Consider the following 22,964-nt stretch of genomic DNA (forward strand, 5'->3'; position numbering starts at 1 on the left):
AAAATGCACCGATCCCGCGGCATCAGAGCCGTGGGATCAAGCTTCGCTCATTTCAGCATCTCCGGCACGATCAGGCGCGGCAGGAACAGGGAAACGCTGGGCCAAATGATGAGCGCCGCCAGCACGAGCAGCATGGGGATCAGCATGATCACCGTGTCCTTCAGCGCATAGCGCAGCCGCACCCCTGCGATCGAACAGGCGATCATCAAGCACAAGCCATAAGGCGGCGTCACCAATCCGAAGGCGAGCGAGACGATCGAGATGATCGCAAACTGCACCGGATGAAGATCCACCGATTTCGCCAGCGGTTCGAGAACGGTGCCGACGATGATGATCGCCGGAATGGCGTCGAGGAAGCAGCCCACCACCAGAAAGCAGAACGCGATGAAGAAGCCGGCCCCGATCGCGCCCATGCCCCAGGTCGAGACGTTGGCCAGCAGCTCCTGCGGGATCCTGTAATAAGCCAGCAGCCAGCCGAACGCGCTGGCGGTGCCCACGCAGAACAGCGCGACACCAGCGAGACGGCCGGTGTCGAGCAAGGCCTTGTAGAGTTCGCGCGCGCCGGTTTCACGGTAAAAGAATGTCGATAGCGCTACGGAATAAAGCACCGCGACGCAGGCGGATTCGGTCGCGGTGAACCACCCCAGCAGAATGCCGCCGACAATGATGAACGGCGTCAGCAGCGCCGGTATCGAGCGCCAGATGGCGCAGCACATTTCCCTCCAGGTGTCCTTCGGATAGGTCGGGTAACCTCGTCGCACGGCATAGATATGCACTGTCGCCATCTGCGCTCCGGCGATCAGCAATCCCGGCACGATGCCCGCGAGATACATCGCCGCGATCGAGGTCGAGATCAGTCCACCCCACACGATCATCAGGATCGAGGGCGGGATGATGACCGCGAGCACGGCCGAAACCGCGGTGATCGCGATGGAGAACGAGAGGTCGTAGCCCTCCTTGGTCTGGGCATCGATGAAGATCTTGGACTGGCTCGCCGCGTCCGCGGTGGAGGAGCCGGAGATGCCGGCAAAGAACACCGACAGCACGACGTTGATCTGCGCCAGCGACCCTGGCCAGTGCCCGACCATCGAGCGCGACAGCGCCACCAGCCGGTCGGTGATGCCGCCGATGCTCATCAAATTGGCGGTGAGCAGGAAGAACGGCACCGCCAGCAGGATGAAAGAATTGTAGGCGTTGAAGGTTTCCTGCGCGAGCGTCATCAGCGACAGATGCGGCTCGATCAGCAGGATCGGCACGCAGGCAAGGCCAAGCGCGAAGGCGACCGGCACGCGTATGATGAGCAGGCCAACGAAAGTCCCGAACAGGACCATCGCGGCCTGTCCGGCAGAAAGAACATTGCCGCTCATTGATTTGCCCCAACTAGAATCCGCATCTCGTCGACAATCTGTTCACCGGCGAACACGATCCAGGTCACGCCGGCAACCGGCCAGGCGACGTGGATCAGCCAAAGCGGCAGATCGGCCAGTTCCGAAGTTCTGTTCCAGGCAAAGCGGGTGAACTCGATGCCGGCGGATACGAACACCACCGCCAACGCCAGCACGCCGAGCCGCGCGAGGATCCGCACCAGGGCTTCGCTTCGGCGTGACAGGTCAGGCCAGACGTCGACTTCAAAATGCTGCGACTCTCTGATGCCGACCATGGCACCGATCATGATCGTCCAGATGAACATGAACCGTGCCATTTCCTCGGTCCAGATGTAGGACGGAATCAAGGGCGTGTAGCGCGAGATGATCTGCAACGTGACGGGAATGACCAGAAGGCCGACAGAGGCGGCGAGCAGGATTTCCAGCAGTTTTGCATAGGCCGCCGTTGCTCGGCGCCATAGCGACGGGTTCGGTGGCATCGATATTTCGGTCATTACGACTCCGGGGGATCACAATCACGCAATGGGGCAAGCCGTCCGGCTTGCCCCGACGTCCTGTCGCGTGGGCGGCGACAGTTCTCAGACGACGTTGATCTTCTCGAAAATGCCTTCCGCGCCGATTTCCTTGGCGTAGGTGGCCATCACGGGGTCGGCGAGCTTCTTCATGGCGTCCCGCTCCTCGAAGGGAACGCGCTTGAGCTTGCCGGCCTTTTCCAGCGTGTCGAGCTTGACGACCTCCTCGCTCGACTCCAGTTGTCGGCCATAGTCGCCGGCCTCCTTGCCCGCCTTCATGATCGCGTCCTGCAACTCCTTCGGCAGGGTCTTCAACGTCTTCACGGAGAAGCAGATCGGCCGGATCGACACGGCGTGCTGGGTCAGGTTGAGATGCGGGGCCACTTCGTAGAACTTCATCGCCTCGACGCCGGCCGCCTCGTTCTCGCCGGCCGATATCACGCCGTTCTGGATCGCGTTGTAGATTTCGTTATAGGCGATCACCGTCGGGCTCATGCCCACGGCCGCAAAGGTCTTCGACCAGATCGGCGCGCCCTGTACGCGCACCTTGAGGCTCTTGAGGTCGGCGAGAGTCTTGAGCGGCTTGTTGGCGAAAATGTTGCGGATGCCACCGCCGGAATAGCCGATCAGAACGACCTCGGCCTTGGCCGCGACTTCGTCGGCGATCGGCGCCAGGATGTTGGCTTCGACGACCTTGTTCATGTGCTCGATGCCCTTGAACACGAAGGGCGCGTCGATGAACGGGGCCGCCTTGGCGAAGGTCGACATGTGAGCCGGCGAGACGATGCCGTAATCGACGGCTTTGCCCTGCGACATGTACTCGAAATACTGCTTTTCGAGGCCGAGCGAGGAATTCCTGTGCAGCGTGAAGTTGACGGGCTTGCCGTAGTACTTCTTCACCAGCTCTTCGAACCGGAGCAGGGCCCGGTTGAAGGCGTGGTCGTCGTTGAACTGGACCGCGCCGTTCAGCGTGATCGGCGACTGCGCCCGGATGATCGACGGCATGCCAATCGCAGCCGCCGCAGTGGTCGCGCCGAGCCCCGCGAGAAATGACCTTCGCTTCATCGTCTCCCCTCCCTTTTGATGCTCCGGCCCTGTCGCCGGGCCGTGAGCGCAGCCGGTATGCGGCTTGCGAGAGGGAAGCGTATGGAAAACGTCGGCGGGACGAAAGTCATTTCGCGTGCGTGGGAGGCCCTCTTCGTCGCAGGGCCACCCTTTTTCGCGAACTGCTGCACTGCAACTTGCGCTCCTGCCGATGCGTGGCAGGCCGAGGGGCGGCTTTCCACAGGCGACAGACGGCTTGCGGACCTGTGCGCTGCACGCACAGATCCGCTCGCCTTCCACTCCCGTTTAGTGCATGTGGCCGATCAGATAGATGCCGCCGCCGATCACCAGCACGGCCGGCACGGCCCAGAGAATCAGAACTGGCATTTGTCATCCTCCTCAGTTCGACGTGCAGACCTTGACGGTCTTCATGCCGGTTTCAGCTTCGGTGCGCGACTTGTAGATCGTGCCCGAGGGGCTGACGACGGTCATAGACGTGTCCGTCGGCTTCTTGTCGACGATCGTGCACTTCTTGGTCTTGACGTCCTGCACGACGTAAAACTCGTCGGCCGCGAACGCCGGCAGGGATATTGCGGCAAGCATCAGTGCTGCAGTTACGATTTTCAACTTCATTTGTCGTCCTCCTCCAGAGCCCGAGCCGTTCAGCCCGGTCAGCTACAAACGGGAAAAAGCGGCAATTTGTTCCCTGAACCGGGAACGCAGTCGGTGATGAGGGGTTGTTGCGGCGCATATTCAAACGAGGAGAACGAGATGAAGAGATTGTTCCTGCTTTCCGCCGCGGCGGTCCTGATGTCGACCGGCGCTTTCGCGCAATCGACTGTCGTGACGACGACCGGGACGGGCCACGCGGCGGCGGTTCAGATCGAGCCGCAGTACCGAACCAAGATCAAATCCTACGTCACCGAGCACCGCATTCGCCCGGTGACGACGAAGGAAAAGATCGTTGTCGGCGCGGCCGTGCCGAGCGATGTCGAACTCGAGGCCGTTCCCGCAGACTGGGGTCCGTCGCTGACCAAGTATCGCTACGTCTACTCCGGCGATCGCGTGATGCTCGTCGATCCCGGCTCGCGCACGGTCGTTCAGGAAATTGATTGATCCAGATGTAAGGGGGGCCGCCTCGAAGGCGGCCTCCCTCTCTGGGAGTTGACGTTATGAAATCTTATCGAGAGGCCCGGATCGCCGGGCTCAGCCTGGCTGCCGTCTACGCCATGTGCCTGCTGCTGACCGCAATCAGCATGAGCTGAGGCGCTGCCGCGGACTGCGCTGCAAAAATCTTGTCCCTGGGCGGCTCGTCCGGACGCGAAAAATTATGGCGCGCCGCAAATCCCGCCCCTATGGTCTCCCAAAATCATAAATCCGGCGCCCTTGCGCTGGAACCGGGACGCCTGCGTTTGTCAAAGCTCACTTTGCCGGTCCGGCTCGCTCTTCTGGTCACGGGAACGATGTTGCCGCTGATCGTCTTCGCGGTCGGTATTGCCGTCTACAATTACAAGCAGGACCGCAACGACGCGACCCGCCGCGTGCTGGAGAACGTGCGCAGCATGCGCCTCGTGCTGGACTCCGAGGTGCAGCGGATGACCGGCGGCCTGCAAGTGCTTGCGCTGACGAATTCGCTGCGCGACGACGACTTCCAGAATTTTCGCCGCATCGCCCTCGGCTTCGTCGATCAGTATGGCAAAGGCGGTCTGGTGCTGATCTCTGATCGCAAGGGCCGACTGCTGTTCTCCTCGGCGACGGAGGACACCGCAAGCCTGCTGTCACGCGGCCACCTGGAGATCATCGAAAAGGTGTTTGCGACCAGATCGCCGCAATATTCCGACCTGTTCACCGACGCGATCAACGGCCGGCAGGTGCTTACGGTCGAGGTTCCGGTGCTCCGCGACGGCGAAGTGATCTACGACCTCTGCTTCAGCCCGCCGGTCAGCATCTTTCAGGACCTGGTCGAAAAGCAACGGCCCGACCGGGATTGGACGGTCTCCCTGCTCGACACCAAGGCCATCGTGTTCGCGCGCACGCCGAACCCTACGGAGATCTTCGGCAAGCGGGCTACCGGCACGCTGTACGAAAGTATGTTGCGCACGCCGGAAGCCGCACTCTCGACGGTTTCGCTCGACGGTGTTGCGTTGTCCACCGTCTATACGAGGTCACGGCTGACCGGCTGGACCATCGTGGCCGGCGTCGCCGAGAGCTCGCTGATCGCTCCGCTCTGGCGCAACATCGCGATCACCAGTTTTATCGGCGGCATCCTGCTGCTGACCGGCCTGACCTTCGCGGTCAGGATGGCAACCACGATCGCGCGCGGCGAGATGTTGCACGATCTCCTGATCGACGAGCTCAACCATCGCGTCAAGAACACGCTCGCGTTGATGCAGGCGATCGCGGTGCAGACCTTCCGCAGCGCCAGCCGGGACGAGCGGGCAAAATTCGAGGGCCGGCTCGGCGCGCTGGCCGAGGCGCATAATTTGCTGAGCCAGGAGAAATGGGCGGGCTCCGAGCTGCGGGACGTGATCACCCGCGCGCTCCAGCCGTTCCTGCTGAACAATCCAGCGCGCATCGGCATGGCCGGCCCCGCGGTGCCGCTGTCGCCGCGGCTCGCCGTGGTGCTGTCGATGATCGTGCACGAGATCGCCACCAACGCCGCGAAATACGGCGCGCTGTCAAACGAGACCGGCCGGGTGACGCTGGAGTGGGAGGTCCTTGCCGAGGCGCCGAAGCCGCGGCTGCGCCTGATCTGGACCGAGAGCGGCGGACCGCCGGTGACGGCGCCGGTGCAGCGCGGCTTCGGCTCGCGCCTGATCGAGCGCAGCGCACGCGACCAGCTCGGCGGCGAGGCAACGGTCGACTTCCTGCCGCGCGGCGTGGTCTGCACGGTCATTTGCACGCTGAACGAGGCGCGGTGAACGGAGACTTCGGCGATGAAGATTACAAGGGTTCGCACGCACATTCTCGAAGCAAAGCTGTCGCAGCCTTTTGCGTATTCACGCGCCTGGTACGACACGCGCACCGCGATGCTGGTCGAGATCGAGACCGACAATGGTCTTGTCGGATGGGGTGAATGCTACGGCCCGGCGCGCATCACGGCGGCGGTGGTGCAAAGTATCGCTCCGTGGCTGATCGGCGAGGATCCGTTGGGTACCGACGTGCTGTGGCAGATGGTCTACGCGCGCTTGCGCGATCACGGCCAGAAGGGCGTCGTGATCCAGGGGATGAGCGGCATCGACATCGCGCTATGGGACATCAAGGGCAAGCATTTTGGCGTACCCGTGCATCAGCTTCTCGGCGGCGCCGCGCGCAAGCAGCTTCCAGCCTATGCGACCGGTCTTTACCGGCGCAAGTCAGGCGATCCGCTGACCTATCTGGCGGAGGAAGCGGCGGGTTATGCCGCCGAAGGATTCCGCGCCGTGAAGCTGAAGGTCGGTTTCGGCATCGCGGAGGATGCCGCAGTCACCCGCGCGGTGCGCGAGGCGATCGGCCCCGATGTCGCGCTGATGATCGATGCGAACCACGCCTATGACGCGGTCGCGGCGATCCGGCTCGGCCGCCTGATCGAGCGCCATGACATCGAATGGTTCGAGGAGCCGGTGCCGCCGGAGGACATCGCGGGCTATCGCGCGGTGAAATCCGCGCTCACAATTCCGGTCGCCGGCGGCGAGTGCGAATTCACGCGCTTCGGCTTCCGTGAGCTGTTCGTCTCGCATGCGCTCGACATCGCCCAGCCCGACACCTGCGCGGCAGGTGGTCTTTCCGAATGCAAGAAGATCGCCGACATGAGCGAGGCGTTCGGCATCCGCTACAATCCGCACGTCTGGGGCACCGGGATAGCGATCGCCGCCTCGCTTCAGCTCCTCGCCGTGCTGCCGTCGCACACGCCGACCTCGCTGGCTCCGCTCGAACCGATGCTTGAGTTCGACCGCACCGAGCATCCGATCCGGCAGGCGGTCCTCAAACAACCGATCGAGCACAAGAACGGCATCGTGCAGGTGCCAGATGGTCCAGGCCTCGGTATCGACATCGACCGCGAGGCGCTGGCGCGCTTTGCGGCGGAGGCCTAACCGATCGTCTGCAACGCCGGGAACGTCTCAAGCAGCCAGATGCTCACATTCGACACCGCGCCGGTGAGGAAGCCGACGCCGGTGATCACCATCAGGACGCCCATGGCGCGCTCGACATTGACGAGATGGCCCTTCATGCGCGCGAACAGGGTGGAAAACTGCTCGATCATCAGGGCGGCGATCAGGAAGGGAATGCCGAGACCGGCCGAATAGACCGCGAGCAGGCCGGCGCCCTTCGTGACCGTCGCCTCGGCCGCGGCGACCGAGAGGATCGCGGCAAGGATCGGGCCGATGCAGGGCGTCCAGCCAAAGGCAAAGGCGAGCCCCATCACATAAGCACCCCAGAGGCCGACGGGCTTGGGCGCGGTCAAGCGTCCCTCGCGCATCAACAGGCCGATGCGCGTCAGGCCGAGGAAATGCAGGCCCATGACGATGATGACGATGCCGGCGAGGATCGAGAGTTCGGCCGACCAGGCGCGGATCAGCCCGCCGATCAGCGAGGCACTGGCGCCGAGCGCCACGAACACGGTGGAGAAGCCGAGCACGAACAGGAGCGCCGACATCATGATCGCGCGTTTGGAGACTGATGCGGGCTCGTTGCTTTCGACATGCTCGATCGTCGCGCCCGTCAGATAGATCAGGTAGGGCGGGACCAGCGGCAGGACGCAAGGGGAGAGGAAGCTGACGAGGCCGGCAATCAGCGCCGCCGGGATCGAAACATTTTGCATGATGCAGTCGAAGCCATCTCAGGCGCCGGCGCGGCGCGCGGGGAGTGCGCGCGGCCCGGAGCCGAACCGGCTCTGGTGTAGCCGATGCCAGCGAATGCGCAACAGAGGCGCACAAAACCAGGGCTCCTCCCGATGCCGTCTGTGATCACAGATGCGGCATCGGGACACGCACAAATCTCGCCAAAAAGCGAGACTTGGCGGCGCGGCTACTTCACCACGCGGAGCAGCGGACGCCGGGGCTGGTCCTGCGTCTGCTTGGAGGGGGGCTGCGGTTCGTTGGTCGCGGTCCGCAGCATTTCGTCGCACAGTGCCTTGAGGTCGGCACTGTCAATTCCTTTGAGTTTCATCCGCACGTCCAGGATGACAATGGACAGCAGCTCGGCCGACTCGCGGCTGTTGCTCTCGTTGAGCACCCTGCGGCACTCTTCGAGCGTTTCCAGCACCGACTGCAACTGTTCGTGTGAATGCGACACCGGCGTTCTTCCCGCTAATTCGGCCTGTGAGTGGTTGTGACGACCTCTTTGGCCCCCATGGAGCGTCGAGGATAACACGAGGCCGCTGCGCCCCCGAATATGATTTCAGTGTGTTGCTGCCATGAAACCGCGGTTCCGGCGAGTACTGCTTCGCGCCGGCCAGCGTCGACTCGCTCAGTCGCAAAGCGCTCGATCTTAAAACGCCTGGCGTGCTGCAATTGATCCATCGCGGAAGGCGGCACCGGCTCTTGCGCAAGGACATTCATTGCGGACAGCGCCGACGATCCCGCAGCCATGTCACGGCCCACAACGGAACTCACGCCACACCCCTCATACGGGCGAATGGTTTGCCCGATTCCCAGCCCTTGTTCCCGCCCTGGCAGCACCCGAATACCACCTGCGGCGTAGTAAGGATGACGTTCAAAACTCGTCGTTCCCCAACCCGCCGTGGTTGTGGTTTGCGCCAGATTCTGCCAGTTTAGCGACCCGAAGGGACTTGTATGCACTCCTTGGCGGAAAGGGGCGTTCCTCTGGAGGAACGCCCAAAGACAAACATCAGCGGCCTGTCGGACTGGGATGCGGCGCGCATTTTCCTGGAAGTCGTCCGATGCGGAAGTTTCCGCTCGGCGGCTGAGCGCCTGTCACTGTCGATCAACGCCGTCCGCCGTCGGATCGATGATTTCGAACGCCAGACCGGCACCACCCTGTTCACCCGCGACGTCCACGGCACCCGCCTGACCGACGAAGGCGCGCTGGTGGTCTCCGCCGTCGAGCAAATGGAGGCGGCCGCGTTCGACGTGCTGCGCACCAGCGATTCGACGACGAACGCCCTGGCCGGCGAGGTCCGCGTCGCCATTACCGAGGGACTTGGCACATTCTGGCTCGCCCCGCGACTGGTCGAATTCCAGCAGGCGTATCCGAAGATCCTGGTCGACCTGCATTGCGCGATGCGTTCGGCCGACGTCTCTCGCCACGAGGCCGACGTCGCCATTCACTTGTCGCGGCCTGCGGCGCTCGACGTCAAGCTGGTGCGGCTCGGCCGCATGCATCTGATGTTCTGGGCCTCCGAGAAATACATTTCGAAACATGGCGCGCCGCGTTCGGCGATGGAGTTGATCAAGCACCGCCTGGTGCTGCAGTTCGCCGACCAGCTCGATGCCAAGCAAACTTTCGAGAGCTTCTTCCCCGGCGTTCCGGAGCGTGACCTTCTGGTCATGAAGACCAACGTCTCGAGCGCCAATTACTGGGCGGTCGCGAATGGCGCCGGAATCGGCGTATTCCCGAGCTACGCCGTGGCGCTTGGCGGGAAGTTGATTCCACTGGAAGTCGAGCTGAACAGATCGCTGGATATCTGGTTGTCCTACCATCCTGGTAGCGGCCGGATTCCGCGCGTGCGGCACATGATTGACTGGCTGATCGAAGCCTTCAATCCGGCGCGTTTCCCGTGGTTTAAGGAAGAGTTCGTGCACCCGCATGAATTCAAGGACGAGTATATGGGCGAACCCCTGACCCAGCTCTTCGGGGGGTTTTCAACCGAAGACCGATGAGAAAAAAGATGAAGACAGCGGCGAAGAGAATGAAGCAGCGCAGTGCCGGCAAGCCGGACATTGAGCTGGGCAAGCGAATCCGTCTGCGACGCGTCGAGATGAAGGTCTCGCAGGCCGAGCTCGGCGAGAAGCTCGGCGTCAGTTTCCAGCAGGTCCAGAAGTACGAGAAGGGCGTCAATCGCGTCGGCGCGGCCCGGCTTCAGCAGATCGCCACCGCCCTCGATGTGCCCGTGACCTTCTTCTATGACGGCGACAACAAGGCGCGCGAAGTCGAGAGCCTGCTCTTCCTGGACTCGGCCTTCAGCCTCCGCCTGCTGCGCGCCTACAGCAAGATCAAGGACCAGACGGTGCAGCGTCAGCTCGTCTCGCTGATGGAATCGATCGCAGCGAACGAAGCCTGAGCCGATCGGCGTTCGCGCCTTCCGCCCGATGTTCAATCCGCCGCGTCACGGGGCGCGGCTGGATTGAACGAGACCCGGACGAGATATATCCGGCCCGCGCTTGCGCGGACTTCTCGGGGCGGCATGACCGCCCCTTTTTGTTGACCATTTTTCCCGCCGTCGCCCGCGGTTTTCGCGAACCCATTCCTGCCCTGTCGCGACCCAATCCAGAGACCGCCGTCCGACGTGCCGGGCTCGTGATGCGCCGTGCTTAAGGGAGCCGCAACCGGGAGGCGCTAGCCTCCCGCCGATTTCTCGAATCAGCACGACGAACCGGGGAATTGCCGATGCGAGCGCCCGCCCGGGCCTCGCTCTCATGGGAAGATGGGACACATGTCGAAACGCCATGCGATGATCATTGCCGTCGGCATGCTTGCGAGCGCCTCTGCGCTTGCTCAGACCGAGACGATTGGACAGGCCGGGCCCAAGCCTGCGACTGCGGCTGGCACGGTGCCGGCCACCGCCAATCCGGCCCACGCAGCCGCACCGAAAACTGCCGCGCCAGCGTCCGCTTCGACGGCAGAGAGCCGCTCGGCCGCGGCGCTCGCGCTGACGCACGAGCCGACCTATGACGAGGGCTCCGCCCAGCGCATCAAGGATGCGGCGCTGAGCTATTCCGATCTTGCCGTGCGCGGCGGCTGGCCGGCGATCCCGGCAGACGCCAAATTCGCGCCCGGCGCCCAGGGCGCCAACGACGATATCCTGCGGAAGCGGCTGATCGTCTCCGGCGATCTTGCCGCCGACAAGGCGAGCGGCGCCTTCGACCAGGATCTCGCCGACGCCGTGAAACGCTTCCAGGCCCGCCACGGCCTCGCGCCGACCGGAACGATGACGCCGCGCACGATTGCGGCGATGAACGTGCCGGTGCAGAATCGCATCCGGCAGCTGGAGGCTTCGCTGCAGCGGCTCGAGAACATGAATTTCGGCTTCGGCCAGCGCTATGTCGTCGTCAACATCCCCGCCGCCTTCGCCGAAGCGGTCGAGAACGACGTCGTGGTAAGGCGTTATCGCGTGATCGTCGGCAAGACCGAAAAGCCCTCGCCGACGCTGACGGCCCAGATCAGCAGCGTCGTCCTCAATCCGACCTGGACGGTGCCCTCCTCGATCGCCAAGACCGAGATCTCCGCGCATATGCGCAAGGATCCCACCTATCTGTCGCGCATGCACATGGAAGTGCTCGACGCGCACGACAATCCGATCGACCCGAATTCGGTCGACTGGTCGGGCACGCATACGCCGAACTTCACCGTGCGCCAGCACAACGGCACGTTCAACGCGCTCGGCGCGGTCAAGATCGACATGCCGAATTCCTATTCGGTCTACATGCACGACACCAACCAGCGCAATCTGTTCAGCGATGATTACCACTTCGATTCCCATGGCTGCTCGCGCGTCGACAATGTGCGCGATCTCGCCGCCTGGCTCTTGAAGGACCAGCCGAAATGGAGCCGCGCCGCGATCGACGCGGAAATCGCCAGCGGCCAGCATCTCGACGTCGCCATGGTGAAGAAGGTACCGGTGGCCTGGATCTATCTCACGGCGTGGATGACCAAGGACCAGACCGTCCAGTTCCGCAACGACGTCTATCACCAGGACGAGCAGCTGCTGGAGGCGACCGCCGAAGAGGCGGCCTTCTTCAGCAACGCCGGCAGCCACCCGCTGACCGCGCACATGACGAGATAGATCGCGCCATGCAATCGCGGCACAGGCGGCTGCAAAGCCACGTCCGTTGCCGCGGTTGACCCTGGCCTCGCCCCGGACGAACATTGCGCCTCGCCAACGAAAATGAGCGCGATGTCCGACATGTCCAGCACGACCGAAATTCCCTACGCCGATGGCAAGATCCTCAAGCACACAGCCGGTGGCGTCGGCGTGATCACCTTCAACAATCCCGACAAGCGCAACGCGATGTCGCTGGAGATGTGGGAGGGATTTGGCGAGGCACTGACAGCCTTGCGCGACGACGCTGTCGTGCGCGTCGTGATCCTGCGCGGCGGCGGCGGCAAGGCCTTCGTATCGGGCGCCGACATCAGCCCGTTCGAGAAGAAGCGCCATAACGCCGCCGCTTCCGAGGAATATGGCAAGCGCAGCGCCGCCCAGCGCGCGCTGCTTGCCGATTATCCCAAGCCGACCATTGCCTGCATCCAGGGCTTTTGTCTTGGCGGCGGCATGCAGGTGGCGATGCTTGCCGACATCCGCATCGCCTCCCATGACAGCCAGTTCGGCATTCCCGCGGCGAAGCTCGGCATTGCCTATGGCTACGACGGCCTGAAGCACCTGGTGTCGCTGGTCGGACCGTCCTGGGCCCGACTCCTGATGTATACGGGCATGCGCATCGATGCGTCGGAAGCACTGCGCATCGGGTTGGTCGAGCGCGTGGTTCCAGAGGATCAGCTCTGGGGCGAGACCATGGGCATCGCCGAGACAATCTCGCAAAATGCGCCGCTCGCGATCAAGGCCGCCAAGCTCACCATTGCTCAGGTGCTGAAGGACGAAAGCGGGCGCGACATGGACGCGATCAGGGCGGCCGGCACGGCCTGCATGGACAGCGCGGATTTTCGCGAGGGCCGTCAGGCCTTCATGGAGAAGCGCAAGCCGCAGTTCCAGGGACGGTGATTCCGTTATTGCCACGAAGCGCAGCAACGACGGCAGCCAACGTGAACATGCATTCAGGAAGATTAAATTCCCACGCCCCTGCAACACCATAGCAACCAGCTGATTTGCTGGAGGTTCTCTCGCCATCAAACGAGGGAGATTGCGATGAAACTCAAATTAGCTGTTGTTGGTCTGGCTGCCCTGGGCGGCGCAGCGCTCATATCGGGACAGGCGCTCGCAGCGATGCCGAACGGCATTCCGCAGGCCGACCGTATCGCGAGCGGCCCGGCAGCCACCGTCGATCAGGTGCGCTGGGTGTGTAACCCGTGGGGTCGCTGCTTCTGGCGTCCGAACCATTATGGGGCCTACGGCTTTTACGGCGGTCCGCGACGCTTCTACGGTCCGCGTCCGTGGGGCTGGGGCGGCCACCGCCACTGGCGTCGCTGGTGAATTGCGAGGGGCCGGTGGCAAGGCGTTCGTGTCGGCGCCGACATCAGCCAGTTCGACAAGACACGCCATAACACGGCGCTTCAGAGGAATATGGCAAACGCAGCGCCGTCCAGTCTCATAGGGCCGTGGCTGTCGTCACGGCCCTGTGACTCGCCAACCGGGACTTCTGCAAGATCGCCTTCAAGGCCTGAATGTTTGCGGAGCCCGCTCCCCTGCGCCAGATGAGCACAGTCCACGCCCGATTCTCCGTTCGTCCCAACGGGTGGACGCTCAACAGCCTTTCGTCCGGAAATGTGGTCAGAACGCTTTTGGGGATCAGGGCAACACCCATGCCCGCAACGACGCAGCCCAGCATTGCGTGATACGAAGCCAGCTCGATCATGCGCTCCGGCATTTCGTTTCGCCTTGCGTACCAGTCTTCAAGCCGCTTGCGATGCGGGCATCCGTGTTCGAAGACGATGATGGTACCTGGTAGGTTGCTGCCTTTCTTGACGATCGGCGGATGATCGACAGCCGCAATAATCACCAACTCCTCCTCGAAGGCGGGCGCCTTCTCAAACGGCTCATCGGCGATGGGTTCGGCAACGAGCGCGGCGTCGAGATCGCCGGCGAGAATGGCGCTGGCGAGAACCTGCGGATTGCCGGTGCGAAGCTCCAGAACGACCCCCGGATGTCGCCGGTGGTATTCGCTGAGCAGTCCCGGCAACCTGACAGCCGCCGTGCTTTCCATCGCGCCGAGGCGGAACGTACCGCGTGGCTTTGCGTCTTGCAGGGCATCGCGTGCTTCATCCGCAAGCGCGAGCAAGCGGTTGGCGTAGCCAAACAGCACTTGCCCCTGGGGCGCCAGATGAAGACGCTTACCCTCTCGAATAAAGAGGGCGACGCCGAGATCCTCCTCCAACTGCCGGATACGGGTTGTGACATTGGACTGAACGCGGTGCAGCCGCTCGGCCGCGCGGGTCACGCCGCCTTCGCGCACGACAGCAACGAATATCCGCAGATCCGACAGGTCCATATATCTCTCGTTGAGATCAACTAAATCATATTTATTCATTATATGTGATGATACGCCCCTAGTAAAGGTCGTGCACGGACGACAGCGGTGAACAAGGTTCGTCCCACACAGGAGCTTGTCTGATGATCGTCACTGTCTTTCGCACGCGGATGAATCCCGGCATGCAGGATGAATATGGGCCGATGGCAAAACGCATGAGCGAAATTGCGCGAACAATACCCGGCTACATCTCGCACAAAGGTTTTGTTGCGGACGATGGAGAGCGGGTGACGATCGTCGAATTCGAGACCGAGGAAGCACTTCATCGTTGGCGGATCGATCCCGAGCACGCCAAGGCGAAGCGGCGCGGAGTCGAGGCCTTCTTCAGCGAATTCAAGTTCCAGATTTGCAGCGTGGTTCGGGAGCGAATGTGGACCGCAAAGGCGCCCCGCGAGGTTTGAGGCAGCCATCGACCAGAAAGGTAACGCTTGGAGGTGAAACCTAAAAGGCGGAGCGCAAGTCACGCTCGCTGGGTCGGGGCCACTTCCGCGATCGCGGTAAGAGTTCGACTCGCGGCGAGTCGCCTCGCCCGAATTCAACCTCTCCCCCGCCAGCGGCGGGGCTATCGCATATGACGTCTCAGCGACGCCTGAGCGAACGCCTCGTCCTTCGAGACGACCCCTTCGCGGCCTCCTCAGGATGAGGCTCAGCCCCGTCCGTCTGCGCTGAAATGCTGCCGCATACGCATCCCTCATCCTGCGGGCCCGCCGCAGGCGGGCGTCTCGAAGGATGGCTGCAGCCGAACTTCCAGCCATAAGTTTTCTTCATATGCGACAGCCCTGCCCCCAGCGGGGGCGAGGTGACGCGACCCCGGCGTCCGGTTGCTTCAGAGCGCCGCGAGCACCGCCTTCGTGATGTCGGCCGTGCCGTTGCTGAGCGCCGAACTCGATCGGCTTGAGACCGCCGGCATAGACCTTGTCCACGGCGCGCTCGATGGTCTCGCCGGCCTCTGCCGCGTCCTCGACGCCGTGCCAAGTGGGAAGCCTAGCATTTCGACCTCAAGTCGCTAACATTGTAGCCTTCCACCTATTTTGGCCGCTGGAAGGGCTGAGGACCATGGCATCAAACGAAGGCGATCGGTTCCGGGACGATGTGGCGGCATTCCTACGCGCGGCTTGGAAGGATGTCGATGTCGAGGTGCTAATCGGCCACAAGCGCGTCGACATAGTGTGGAACAGACAGGATTTCGGCAACAAGTCGCGCGTGATCGCCATCGAGTGCAAAAAATACGCACGCGCATTGTCGCTAGAGGAAGTCACCGTCATTTGGGCCGACTACAGTGCGCTCTATGACAACCGCCAAGTCGACGAGATCTGGCTGATCACGAGCAAGGATATCAGTCCAGCGGCAAAAAACTATGTGAACAGTGTTCGCGCGCTCACGTACCTGACGTTCCCTCAGTTGCAGAATTCGATCTTCAACGTTCGGGCCTATCTGCGCAACCTGAAAACGTCCTTCGAAGACGAGGGCATCGAGCGCTACTACGTTGCTTCGCATTGCGACACCGGCATCGAGGCGATCGAGCACATCTCGAACTGGATCAAGACGAAAGGAGGCCCCGCACTAGCCGTGCTGGCAAGCTATGGCATGGGCAAGACGACGACCGCGAGGAAGATCGCGGCGACCCTCGCGAAGGCTCACCTGGCTAACGAGGAGGGCCGAATCCCGATCTACGTGCAACTCCAGGAAATCGTTGGAGAACAGAGCCTGGAGGGCCTGCTGGGCAAGGTGCTCGCGGCGCGGGCACCAATCGACGGGTATCACTTCGATACGTTCATGACCCTCAATAAAAGTGGGCGCTTCCTGGTGATCCTGGATGGCTTCGACGAAATGAAGCACGCAATGACCTGGGATGATTTTCGCGCGACATTCAAGGAGCTGAATCGGCTGGTCACGCCCGAGGCCAAGGTCCTGCTTCTCGGCAGGCCGACGGCGTTCCTCTCCGACGACGAGGAGACGTTCGTGCTGAAGGGCCTTCGTACTTTGGCGGGACGTCAGATCCGCGAACCAGATTGGCCTTCTTACCAGACCATCAAGCTGCTTCCGTTCTCTGCCGAACAATCAGCCGACTTCGTGAAAAGCTATTCGGGATTTCGTATCCAGAACAGCGCCACCGACGACTACATCATCGACGCAGAGGAGCTGGAACGACGAACAGAAATACTCGAGAGCCATGATTTCGGCGACCTGCTTTCACGGCCGGTGCAGGCCAAGATGTTCTGCGAGATGTTCCTGGATAAGTTCGTCAGCCCGCGACCGTACCTAACCGGGGAACTCTACGAAATATTCGTGCAACGGATCATCGAGCGCGAGATCGACAAGCGCCCGGGATCCCCATTCGGGTACGCCGCGCGGCGAAAGTTCGCCGAGGCGATCGCATGGTGGTTGTGGACGACGGCGCAGACCATGAGCATCGACGAGAACCAGATCCCTGATGAGATCGTCAAGCCGTTCGCGCCGAATGCAGAGATCGAACCGGATGCGGTCAGACGGGACCTGGTGTCCGCCTGCTTTCTCGAAAGGAAGGGCAACAAGACTCTGTTCTTTCCTCACAGGTCATTTCAAGAATTTCTCGTCGCATGCTATATGGTGAAGAATGAAATCGATGACATGAACGTCATCTTCGCCGCGGCGACGCGGGACGTATCGAGGTTCGTATCCGAAATACCGGAGGGCGCCGCGACATTCGCGCGCTGGCATCGCGCTCTGCCTCATTACACCGGCACTATACCGCTCCATCTGCTACGGGACATCGTTCGATCTATGAAGGACCAGGGCAAGCAGAGGCCTCGCGTGCAATGCCCTTGGGACGTCGCCATCCAATTCCTGATCTCGTGTGGGGGCGACGACGAGCCGATCACGGTCAAGCTGATCGCGCTGGATGCGGCGTTCAAGGCGTCGAGTTTCTTTGAGGAATACTACAAACGTTCGATTTGCATAGATGTCCTTCTGGTAGCCATCGCTCACGCAACGAGCGACTTCCATTCCGTGATATCGGACCAAATCTTCGGATTTCTTGTCAATCACCTGCAATTGAGGCTGGGAAAGATGCCGGGCGCGGAAGCCGTGTCTCGATTTTCGCCAAGCAGGTATCTCAACAACAGCGATTCGGATCCCTATTGGCACGTCGTACGCAGGAGCTTCAGCCTGACGCCCGCTGAAGGCGGTTCGATCGAGGCGCGATATACGCCTCACGAATTGCTGGCTTTAATTCGGGCGCAATTCCCGCTGTTTCGAATCATAGATATTGAAGGCTTGGAGCGCGTACCGGAGCAGATCATAAGGATCTCCGCCGATCGCACCCGTCCCCACGTCGCCAAAAATCGATTGAATGAAGCCCTGGCCGCCCTCGGATCAACTGGCTGAAAGCTGATCTGGCCCTGGCGACTATAACGCTTCCAGCACCGCCTTCGTGATGTCGGCTGTGCCGTTGCTGCCGCCGAACTCCATCGGCTTGAGGCCGTCGGCATAGACCTTGTCCACCGCACGCTCGATTTGCTCGCCGGCTTCGGCCGCGCCCTCGACACCGTGCTTGTCGGCGAGCCAGTCCAGCATCAGCGCGGTCGACAGGATCATGCCGGTGGGATTGGCCTTGCCCTGCCCCATGATGTCGGGCGCTGTGCCGTGGCAGGGCTGGAACACGGCGTACTTGTCGCCGATGTCGGCCGACGGCGCCATGCCGAGGCCGCCGATCAGGCTCGCGGTGATGTCGGAGACGATGTCGCCGAACATGTTCTCCATCACCATCACGTCGAAATCCCAGGGACGCTTCACCAGCATCGCCGAACAGGCATCGACATAGAGCCGGTCGGTCTTCACCTCCGGATGGCGCTTGGCGATCTCGTCGAAGATGCCGCGGAAGAACGCAAAGGCCTTGAACACGTTCGCCTTGTCGACGCAGGCCAGCGCGCCGGGCTTGCCGCGCGCCTTGCGCCGCTCGGCGAGGCGAAACGAGAACTCGAACAGGCGCTCGGACGTCTTGCGCGTGATCACCATGGTCTCGCGCGCCTCCTCATGGGTGACGACGCCCTTGCCCATCGAGGCGAACAGGCCTTCGGTGGACTCCCTGATCACGACGAGATCGATGCCGCGCTGGTCGGCGCCGACGATCGGGCTCGGCACGCCCGGAATGAGCCGCGCGGGGCGCACACCGGCATAGAGATCGAAGATGAAGCGCAGCTCGATCTGCGGCGCGATCTCGGTGTTGTCAGGATAGCGCACCGACGGCAGGCCGCAGGCGCCGAGCAGGATCGCGTCCGCCTCCTCGCACAGCCTGATGGTGGTATCGGGCATCGATTTGCCGGTGGCCAGATAGTTGGTGGCGCCCGCCGGCGCCTCGGTGAAGCGGAAACTCAGGCCGGATATGGTCTCGATCTTGCGCAGGACTTCGATGGCCGGCGCCATGACTTCGGGACCGATGCCGTCACCGGCGAGCACGGCAATGTGGAAGGCGTTATTTGCGGACATGGGGGAAGCCTCGGGAAAGAGCGAGCCAAGTCGTCATTGCGAGCGAAGCGAAGCAATCCAGAACTGCATCTGCGGAGACATTCTGGATTGCTTCGTCGCTTCGCTCCTCGCAATGACGGAGGATGGAGCGGAAGTTACGGCGTCAGCACCGTGCGGCCGACCACCGCGCCCTGCTGCAACTGCACCAGCGCGTCGTTGGCCTTGGCGAGCGGCTGCCGCGTCACCGGGATCGGCGCTATGTTCTTCGCTCGCACGAGATCGAGCAGCTCCTGCGTCTCGCGCAAATTGCCGACATAGCTGCCCTGGATCGTCACCGCCTTGATCGGAATCAGCGGCAGCGCCCAGGTCGCCCCGCCGCCGAATAGGCCGACGATGACGAGCTTGCCGCCCTTGGTCAGGCAGTCGAAGCCGAGTTGCGTGGTGGCGGCGTTGCCGACCAGATCGAGCACCGCGCGGATGGGGCCACCGGCTTTCTTGGCAAGCTGCTCCAGCGCGTCGGGCGCCTTGGGATCGACGGTCGCGAGCGCGCCGGCTTGCTCCGCGGCTTCGCGTTTCTTCGCGTCGATGTCGACCATGATGGCGCCCTTGCCGCCCATCGCCTTCAGCAGCGACAGCGCCATCAGGCCAAGTCCGCCGGCACCGAACATCACGATCGGCGTGTCGAAGTGCTGCTCGAGCTTCTTCAGCGCGCTGTAGGTCGTGACGCCCGAGCAGGCGTAGGGTGCGGCCGACGCGGGATCGAGGCCTCTCAGATTGAGCAAATAGCGCGGATGCGGCACCAGCATGTGGTCGGAATAACCACCGTCGCAATAGACGCCGAGCGAGCGCGGCGTCAGGCACATGTTCTCGTCGCCGGCTAGACAGGTCGCGCATTTGCCGCAACCGATCCAGGGATAGACCAGCCCGACATCGCCGATCTTCACGTCGCCCTGATCCGACGACTTCACGTCCGGGCCGAAGGCGAGGACCTCGCCGACTGTCTCGTGTCCCATGGTCAGCGGCAAATTGATGCCGCGATCCTTCAGCGACAGCGGCTTGCGACCGTGGCCGAGATCGTAGCCGCCTTCCCAGATGTGGAGGTCGCTATGGCAGACGCCGGCGGCCTTCACCTTGATCAACACCTGCGTGCCCGACGGCTGCGGCGTCGCCTCGTCGAACTCCTGCAGCGGCGCCTTGAAATCGGCGACCTTGAAACTTTTCATTGGCGTCCTCCCGGATACTTTTCTTGTCGTCGCCACCATGGCATGGGCGGCAGGACGAGACAAACTCGGACCTGTCTAGTTGAGGCCGACGGATGATGGCAAGCCGGCCACGCGCAACGCCGCATTGCTCGCTGCACGAAGCTGTCCGTCAACCTTGCCGTCAGATTTGCGCAGCTGTTTTGGCTAACGGAGTTGGTCCACCGTCGGTGAGCCCGATCTCCGCGCGCAGCCGGTCGGTGTGCTCGCCAAGCACGGCCATCGTCTTGCCCGGTGTCGTGTCGGCACCCGTCATCCGGAACGGCAGATTGAGGACCTGGAACGAACCGCCTTCGTCCTCCACAGACGAGAGCGCCTGACGATGCGCGAGCTGCGGATCGGCCAGTGCCTCGGACACAGTGCGGTAGGCCGAGGCCGGCACGCCGGCCGCACCTAACGCGACAAGACAGACATCGGTCGAGAGCTGCCGCGACCAGACCTCGACACCGTCCATCAAGTCGGCCCAATGGTCCCGACGCGCGGCGTAGGTGGAGAAGCGCGGATCGGAGATCCACTCGGGGCGGCCGATCACGCCCATCAGTCCCTGAAACGTCTTCTCGCTGGCCACCGTGATCATGACATAACCGCTCGCCGTCTCGGTCGGCCCGAACATCGGGCGCGGCGGCGGCTTCACGGTGAACTGCGAGTTCTGCAACTCGATCAATGTCAGCGTCAGCATCGATTCCAGCATGGAGACGTCGATGTGCTGGCCGAGCCCAGTCAGGGTGCGCTGGTAGAGCGCCGACGCAATCGCGCCGAACCCGTAGGTGCCGGTGACGACGTCGGCATGGTAGATGCCGCAATAATCCGGGCGGCTGCGGCCGGGCTGGTAGGCGAGATGCGCCATGTCGTAGCCGGATGCCGCATGGATCACCGGCGCGTAGGCCGGCAGCTCGGCCGACGGGCCGCTCTGGCCGTAGCCGGAGATCGAGCAGTAGATCAGCTTCGGGTTGACGGCGCGCATTCTGTCATAGTCGAGCCGCAGCCGGTGCATCACGCCGGGGCGAAAATTCTCGACCAGGATGTCGGCCGTCGCGGCCAGCCGGCGGACCGCCTCGTTGCCCTCTTCGGACTTGAGGTCGAGCACGACGCTCTTCTTCCCGACATTGAGCTGGCCGAACACGGTGCTGCAGCCCTTGCGCAGCGGCGGCCGGGTTCGCATCGTCTCGCCGCCGTCGGTCTCGATCTTGATGACCTCGGCGCCCATGTCGGCGAGCATCCGCGCACAATGGGGACCGGCAATGGTGGTCGAAAAATCCAGGACCCGGAGGCCGGCGAAGGCCTTTGTCGTCGTCCCCTCATGCTTATCTGATAGCTGCATGCCTGCTTGCGTCCTCGGGTCAGTTAGGAACTTATCGAAGTTCTCTGTTGTTCGTGCGCCGACCCTAAAGGGCGGCGGCTGAGTAGGAAAGTCTTTACCGAACGGACGCGTCTGGCGGGCGGCTTTGGGAATTCCGGGGCAACTGGACCCGTTCTTGCATAGCAGCAATCGGGCTCCGGCAGAGGGCAGCAGTTCTTGAGGGTCTTGTTCGTTACGACAGAGATGGACGACTTTGTCCGCGTCGGCGGACTTGGAGCCGTTTCCGCTGCACTCCCCCGAGCCCTCCGTCCTTTCGCTGACATCCGGGTCATGTTGCCCGGCTATCGCGACATCATCGAACAACTCACGCATATTCAGATCGTTGGCCGCTGTCCGCCTTTTGCGGAGATGCCGGCCTGCTCGCTCGGCCGCGCCGCGACCAAGGACGGCCTGCCGGTCTATGTGCTGTTATGCTCGCAACTCTACGACCGGCCCGGCAACCCCTATGGCGACGAGTCCGGGCGCGACTGGCCCGACAACGACATCCGTTTCGCGCGCTTTGCCTCGGCCGCCGCTGAGCTCGCGATGGGCACGCTGGACAAGGATTGGGCAGCCGACCTGATCCATGCCAATGACTGGCAGGCCTCGCTCGTGCCGGCCTACCTCGCGTGGCGCGGCTCCAAGCTGCCGTCGATCCTGACCATCCACAACCTCGCCTATCAGGGCCTCTTCCCGAAGGACTCGCTGCGGCGGATCGGCGCACCGGAGAGCTCCTTCCACATCGACGGCGTCGAGTTCTACGACCAGCTCTCCTTCCTCAAGGCCGGGCTGGTCTACGCATCGCATCTCACCACCGTCAGCGGCACCTACGCGCGGGAGATCACCACGGATGAATTCGGCTGCGGTCTCGAAGGCCTGCTTCGAGTCCGCTCCGACGCGGCCGAGCTCACCGGCATCCTCAACGGGATCGACGAGAGCTGGGACCCGCGTTCCTGCGCCCAGCTTGCCCAGCAGTTCGGCGCCGGCGACTGGGTCGGCAAGAAGGCCAATGCGGATTATGTGCGCAAGCAGTTCGGGCTTGCGGTGTCGCGCGGCCCGATGTTCGGCATCGTCGCCCGGCTGGTGCACCAGAAGGGCATCGACCTCGTGCTGGCGGCGGCCGATGAGATCGTCGATGCCGGCGGGCAGATCGTGGTCACCGGCTCCGGCGAGCCGGCGCTCGAGCAGGCGCTGATCGACGCGCATCGCCGGCGCCCCGACGCGATCGGGGTCGTGATCGGCTTCAACGAGGCCCAGGCGCGCCGCATCTTCGCCGGTAGCGACTTCACCTTGATGCCGTCACGCTTCGAGCCCTGCGGGCTCAGCCAGATGTACGCCCAGCGCTTCGGCTCGCTGCCGATCGGTCACCAGACCGGCGGCCTCGCCGAGACCATTACCGACGGCGAAACCGGCTTCCTGTTCTCAAAACCCTCGCACGAATCCTTCCTCGGCGGCGTCCGCCGCGCCTTCTCCGCCTTCATGGCGCAAGACCAGCTCGACACCATGCGTCGCAGTGCGATGGGACGCTCGTTCTCCTGGAGCATCCCGGCCGGCAGCTACAACGCGCTGTACCGGAAGCTGGCGTCGGTGTGAGGCCTGCGTTTCCTCGTCATTGCGAG

The 22,964-nt window shown here is 62.9% G+C and carries 21 protein-coding genes and 1 pseudogene; 11 read left to right on the forward strand and 11 right to left on the reverse strand.

Going from position 1 to position 22,964, the window contains the following annotated elements:
• Positions 1–47: 47 nt before the first annotated feature.
• The 4 genes from IVB40_RS26090 to IVB40_RS26105 all read right to left on the reverse strand — a co-directional run bounded on the left by IVB40_RS26090 (position 48) and on the right by IVB40_RS26105 (position 3,574).
• Positions 48–1,367 (reverse strand): TRAP transporter large permease, encoded by a 1,320-nt coding sequence (locus IVB40_RS26090; protein ID WP_027568829.1) that lies wholly within the window; start codon positions 1,365–1,367, stop codon positions 48–50.
• The gene (locus tag IVB40_RS26095; RefSeq protein WP_027568828.1) at positions 1,364–1,879 is read right to left on the reverse strand and encodes a TRAP transporter small permease; all 516 of its coding nucleotides are present in this window, start codon (positions 1,877–1,879) and stop codon (positions 1,364–1,366) included. Before IVB40_RS26095 ends, IVB40_RS26090 begins: the two co-directional genes overlap by 4 nt.
• A gap of 84 nt (positions 1,880–1,963) precedes the next feature.
• Positions 1,964–2,962, reverse strand: coding sequence for a TRAP transporter substrate-binding protein (locus IVB40_RS26100; RefSeq protein WP_247288498.1), 999 nt, complete (start codon positions 2,960–2,962; stop codon positions 1,964–1,966).
• A gap of 378 nt (positions 2,963–3,340) precedes the next feature.
• Positions 3,341–3,574 (reverse strand): hypothetical protein, encoded by a 234-nt coding sequence (locus IVB40_RS26105; RefSeq protein ID WP_247360044.1) that lies wholly within the window; start codon positions 3,572–3,574, stop codon positions 3,341–3,343.
• Between the two features lie 138 nt (positions 3,575–3,712).
• On the opposite strand from IVB40_RS26105, the gene IVB40_RS26110 reads away from it, so the two are divergent.
• The 3 genes from IVB40_RS26110 to IVB40_RS26120 all read left to right on the forward strand — a co-directional run bounded on the left by IVB40_RS26110 (position 3,713) and on the right by IVB40_RS26120 (position 7,014).
• Positions 3,713–4,057, forward strand: a complete 345-nt coding sequence (locus IVB40_RS26110; RefSeq protein WP_247360045.1) for a DUF1236 domain-containing protein — start codon at positions 3,713–3,715, stop codon at positions 4,055–4,057.
• 347 nt (positions 4,058–4,404) lie between these two features.
• Positions 4,405–5,862: a sensor histidine kinase gene (locus IVB40_RS26115; RefSeq protein ID WP_247819597.1), complete on the forward strand. Its 1,458-nt coding sequence runs from the start codon at positions 4,405–4,407 to the stop codon at positions 5,860–5,862.
• A 15-nt stretch (positions 5,863–5,877) separates the two neighbouring features.
• The gene (locus tag IVB40_RS26120) at positions 5,878–7,014 is read left to right on the forward strand and encodes a mandelate racemase/muconate lactonizing enzyme family protein (RefSeq protein WP_247816730.1); all 1,137 of its coding nucleotides are present in this window, start codon (positions 5,878–5,880) and stop codon (positions 7,012–7,014) included.
• Here IVB40_RS26120 and IVB40_RS26125 read toward each other — a convergent pair.
• Positions 7,011–7,742: a cytochrome c biogenesis protein CcdA gene (locus IVB40_RS26125; RefSeq protein ID WP_081747935.1), complete on the reverse strand. Its 732-nt coding sequence runs from the start codon at positions 7,740–7,742 to the stop codon at positions 7,011–7,013. The genes IVB40_RS26120 and IVB40_RS26125 overlap by 4 nt on opposite strands.
• Positions 7,743–7,948: 206 nt before the next feature.
• The gene (locus IVB40_RS26130; RefSeq protein ID WP_027568821.1) at positions 7,949–8,215 is read right to left on the reverse strand and encodes a hypothetical protein; all 267 of its coding nucleotides are present in this window, start codon (positions 8,213–8,215) and stop codon (positions 7,949–7,951) included.
• A 500-nt stretch (positions 8,216–8,715) separates the two neighbouring features.
• Between IVB40_RS26130 and IVB40_RS26135 the strand changes: the two genes are divergently transcribed.
• The 5 genes from IVB40_RS26135 (at position 8,716) to IVB40_RS26155 (ending at position 13,247) form a co-directional block, all read left to right on the forward strand.
• The gene (locus IVB40_RS26135) at positions 8,716–9,762 is read left to right on the forward strand and encodes a LysR family transcriptional regulator (protein ID WP_027568820.1); all 1,047 of its coding nucleotides are present in this window, start codon (positions 8,716–8,718) and stop codon (positions 9,760–9,762) included.
• 29 nt (positions 9,763–9,791) lie between these two features.
• Positions 9,792–10,163, forward strand: coding sequence for a helix-turn-helix transcriptional regulator (locus IVB40_RS26140; protein WP_026233304.1), 372 nt, complete (start codon positions 9,792–9,794; stop codon positions 10,161–10,163).
• A 372-nt stretch (positions 10,164–10,535) separates the two neighbouring features.
• A complete protein-coding gene (locus tag IVB40_RS26145) occupies positions 10,536–11,885 on the forward strand; it encodes a L,D-transpeptidase family protein (RefSeq protein ID WP_247816731.1) in 1,350 nt (449 codons plus the stop codon).
• 111 nt (positions 11,886–11,996) lie between these two features.
• A complete protein-coding gene (locus tag IVB40_RS26150) occupies positions 11,997–12,818 on the forward strand; it encodes an enoyl-CoA hydratase (RefSeq protein WP_247816732.1) in 822 nt (273 codons plus the stop codon).
• Positions 12,819–12,962: 144 nt separating this feature from the next.
• Positions 12,963–13,247: a hypothetical protein gene (locus IVB40_RS26155; protein WP_247816733.1), complete on the forward strand. Its 285-nt coding sequence runs from the start codon at positions 12,963–12,965 to the stop codon at positions 13,245–13,247.
• A gap of 115 nt (positions 13,248–13,362) precedes the next feature.
• Here IVB40_RS26155 and IVB40_RS26160 read toward each other — a convergent pair whose 3' ends face one another.
• On the reverse strand, positions 13,363–14,262 hold the full coding sequence (locus IVB40_RS26160) for a LysR family transcriptional regulator (RefSeq protein WP_247816734.1): 900 nt from the start codon (positions 14,260–14,262) through the stop codon (positions 13,363–13,365).
• A gap of 122 nt (positions 14,263–14,384) precedes the next feature.
• Between IVB40_RS26160 and IVB40_RS26165 the strand changes: the two genes are divergently transcribed.
• Positions 14,385–14,702 carry an antibiotic biosynthesis monooxygenase gene (locus tag IVB40_RS26165; protein ID WP_247816735.1) on the forward strand — a complete coding sequence of 106 codons (318 nt, stop codon included), beginning with the start codon at positions 14,385–14,387 and terminating at the stop codon, positions 14,700–14,702.
• Positions 14,703–15,127: 425 nt separating this feature from the next.
• On the opposite strand, the pseudogene IVB40_RS35910 reads toward IVB40_RS26165, so the two are convergent.
• A pseudogene (locus tag IVB40_RS35910) lies at positions 15,128–15,272 on the reverse strand (isocitrate/isopropylmalate dehydrogenase family protein); the annotation flags it as partial.
• Positions 15,273–15,357: 85 nt separating this feature from the next.
• Here IVB40_RS35910 and IVB40_RS26170 point away from each other — a divergent pair.
• Entirely contained in the window at positions 15,358–17,667 is a 2,310-nt protein-coding gene (locus tag IVB40_RS26170; RefSeq protein ID WP_247816736.1) for an NACHT domain-containing protein, read from the forward strand.
• A gap of 21 nt (positions 17,668–17,688) precedes the next feature.
• Here IVB40_RS26170 and IVB40_RS26175 read toward each other — a convergent pair whose 3' ends face one another.
• The 3 genes from IVB40_RS26175 to IVB40_RS26185 all read right to left on the reverse strand — a co-directional run bounded on the left by IVB40_RS26175 (position 17,689) and on the right by IVB40_RS26185 (position 21,327).
• Positions 17,689–18,768 carry an isocitrate/isopropylmalate dehydrogenase family protein gene (locus tag IVB40_RS26175; RefSeq protein WP_247816737.1) on the reverse strand — a complete coding sequence of 360 codons (1,080 nt, stop codon included), beginning with the start codon at positions 18,766–18,768 and terminating at the stop codon, positions 17,689–17,691.
• A 134-nt stretch (positions 18,769–18,902) separates the two neighbouring features.
• Positions 18,903–19,970: an alcohol dehydrogenase gene (locus IVB40_RS26180; protein ID WP_027568815.1), complete on the reverse strand. Its 1,068-nt coding sequence runs from the start codon at positions 19,968–19,970 to the stop codon at positions 18,903–18,905.
• Positions 19,971–20,130: 160 nt separating this feature from the next.
• Positions 20,131–21,327, reverse strand: coding sequence for a CoA transferase (locus IVB40_RS26185; protein WP_247816738.1), 1,197 nt, complete (start codon positions 21,325–21,327; stop codon positions 20,131–20,133).
• A gap of 195 nt (positions 21,328–21,522) precedes the next feature.
• Here IVB40_RS26185 and glgA point away from each other — a divergent pair, with 195 nt between their 5' ends.
• Complete coding sequence (gene glgA / locus IVB40_RS26190; protein ID WP_035961758.1) at positions 21,523–22,938, forward strand: glycogen synthase GlgA; 1,416 nt, start codon at positions 21,523–21,525, stop codon at positions 22,936–22,938.
• Positions 22,939–22,964 lie beyond the last annotated feature (26 nt).

The organism is Bradyrhizobium sp. 40, from assembly GCF_023100925.1.
Classification (GTDB): domain Bacteria; phylum Pseudomonadota; class Alphaproteobacteria; order Rhizobiales; family Xanthobacteraceae; genus Bradyrhizobium.

Bases quoted from the DNA above. Each gene is read 5' to 3' on its own strand.
- IVB40_RS26135 (WP_027568820.1), top strand. From the start codon at position 8,716: ATGCACTCCTTGGCGGAAAGGGGCGTTCCTCTGGAGGAACGCCCAAAG.
- IVB40_RS26140 (WP_026233304.1), top strand. From the start codon at position 9,792: ATGAAGCAGCGCAGTGCCGGCAAGCCGGACATTGAGCTGGGCAAGCGA.
- IVB40_RS26090 (WP_027568829.1), bottom strand. From the start codon at position 1,367: ATGAGCGGCAATGTTCTTTCTGCCGGACAGGCCGCGATGGTCCTGTTC.
- IVB40_RS26145 (WP_247816731.1), top strand. From the start codon at position 10,536: ATGTCGAAACGCCATGCGATGATCATTGCCGTCGGCATGCTTGCGAGC.
- IVB40_RS26115 (WP_247819597.1), top strand. From the start codon at position 4,405: ATGTTGCCGCTGATCGTCTTCGCGGTCGGTATTGCCGTCTACAATTAC.
- IVB40_RS26105 (WP_247360044.1), bottom strand. From the start codon at position 3,574: ATGAAGTTGAAAATCGTAACTGCAGCACTGATGCTTGCCGCAATATCC.
- IVB40_RS26165 (WP_247816735.1), top strand. From the start codon at position 14,385: ATGATCGTCACTGTCTTTCGCACGCGGATGAATCCCGGCATGCAGGAT.
- IVB40_RS26110 (WP_247360045.1), top strand. From the start codon at position 3,713: ATGAAGAGATTGTTCCTGCTTTCCGCCGCGGCGGTCCTGATGTCGACC.
- IVB40_RS26170 (WP_247816736.1), top strand. From the start codon at position 15,358: ATGGCATCAAACGAAGGCGATCGGTTCCGGGACGATGTGGCGGCATTC.
- IVB40_RS26160 (WP_247816734.1), bottom strand. From the start codon at position 14,262: ATGGACCTGTCGGATCTGCGGATATTCGTTGCTGTCGTGCGCGAAGGC.
- IVB40_RS26150 (WP_247816732.1), top strand. From the start codon at position 11,997: ATGTCCGACATGTCCAGCACGACCGAAATTCCCTACGCCGATGGCAAG.
- IVB40_RS26125 (WP_081747935.1), bottom strand. From the start codon at position 7,742: ATGCAAAATGTTTCGATCCCGGCGGCGCTGATTGCCGGCCTCGTCAGC.
- IVB40_RS26155 (WP_247816733.1), top strand. From the start codon at position 12,963: ATGAAACTCAAATTAGCTGTTGTTGGTCTGGCTGCCCTGGGCGGCGCA.
- IVB40_RS26185 (WP_247816738.1), bottom strand. From the start codon at position 21,327: ATGCAGCTATCAGATAAGCATGAGGGGACGACGACAAAGGCCTTCGCC.
- IVB40_RS26095 (WP_027568828.1), bottom strand. From the start codon at position 1,879: ATGACCGAAATATCGATGCCACCGAACCCGTCGCTATGGCGCCGAGCA.
- IVB40_RS26180 (WP_027568815.1), bottom strand. From the start codon at position 19,970: ATGAAAAGTTTCAAGGTCGCCGATTTCAAGGCGCCGCTGCAGGAGTTC.
- IVB40_RS26100 (WP_247288498.1), bottom strand. From the start codon at position 2,962: ATGAAGCGAAGGTCATTTCTCGCGGGGCTCGGCGCGACCACTGCGGCG.
- IVB40_RS26120 (WP_247816730.1), top strand. From the start codon at position 5,878: ATGAAGATTACAAGGGTTCGCACGCACATTCTCGAAGCAAAGCTGTCG.
- IVB40_RS26175 (WP_247816737.1), bottom strand. From the start codon at position 18,768: ATGTCCGCAAATAACGCCTTCCACATTGCCGTGCTCGCCGGTGACGGC.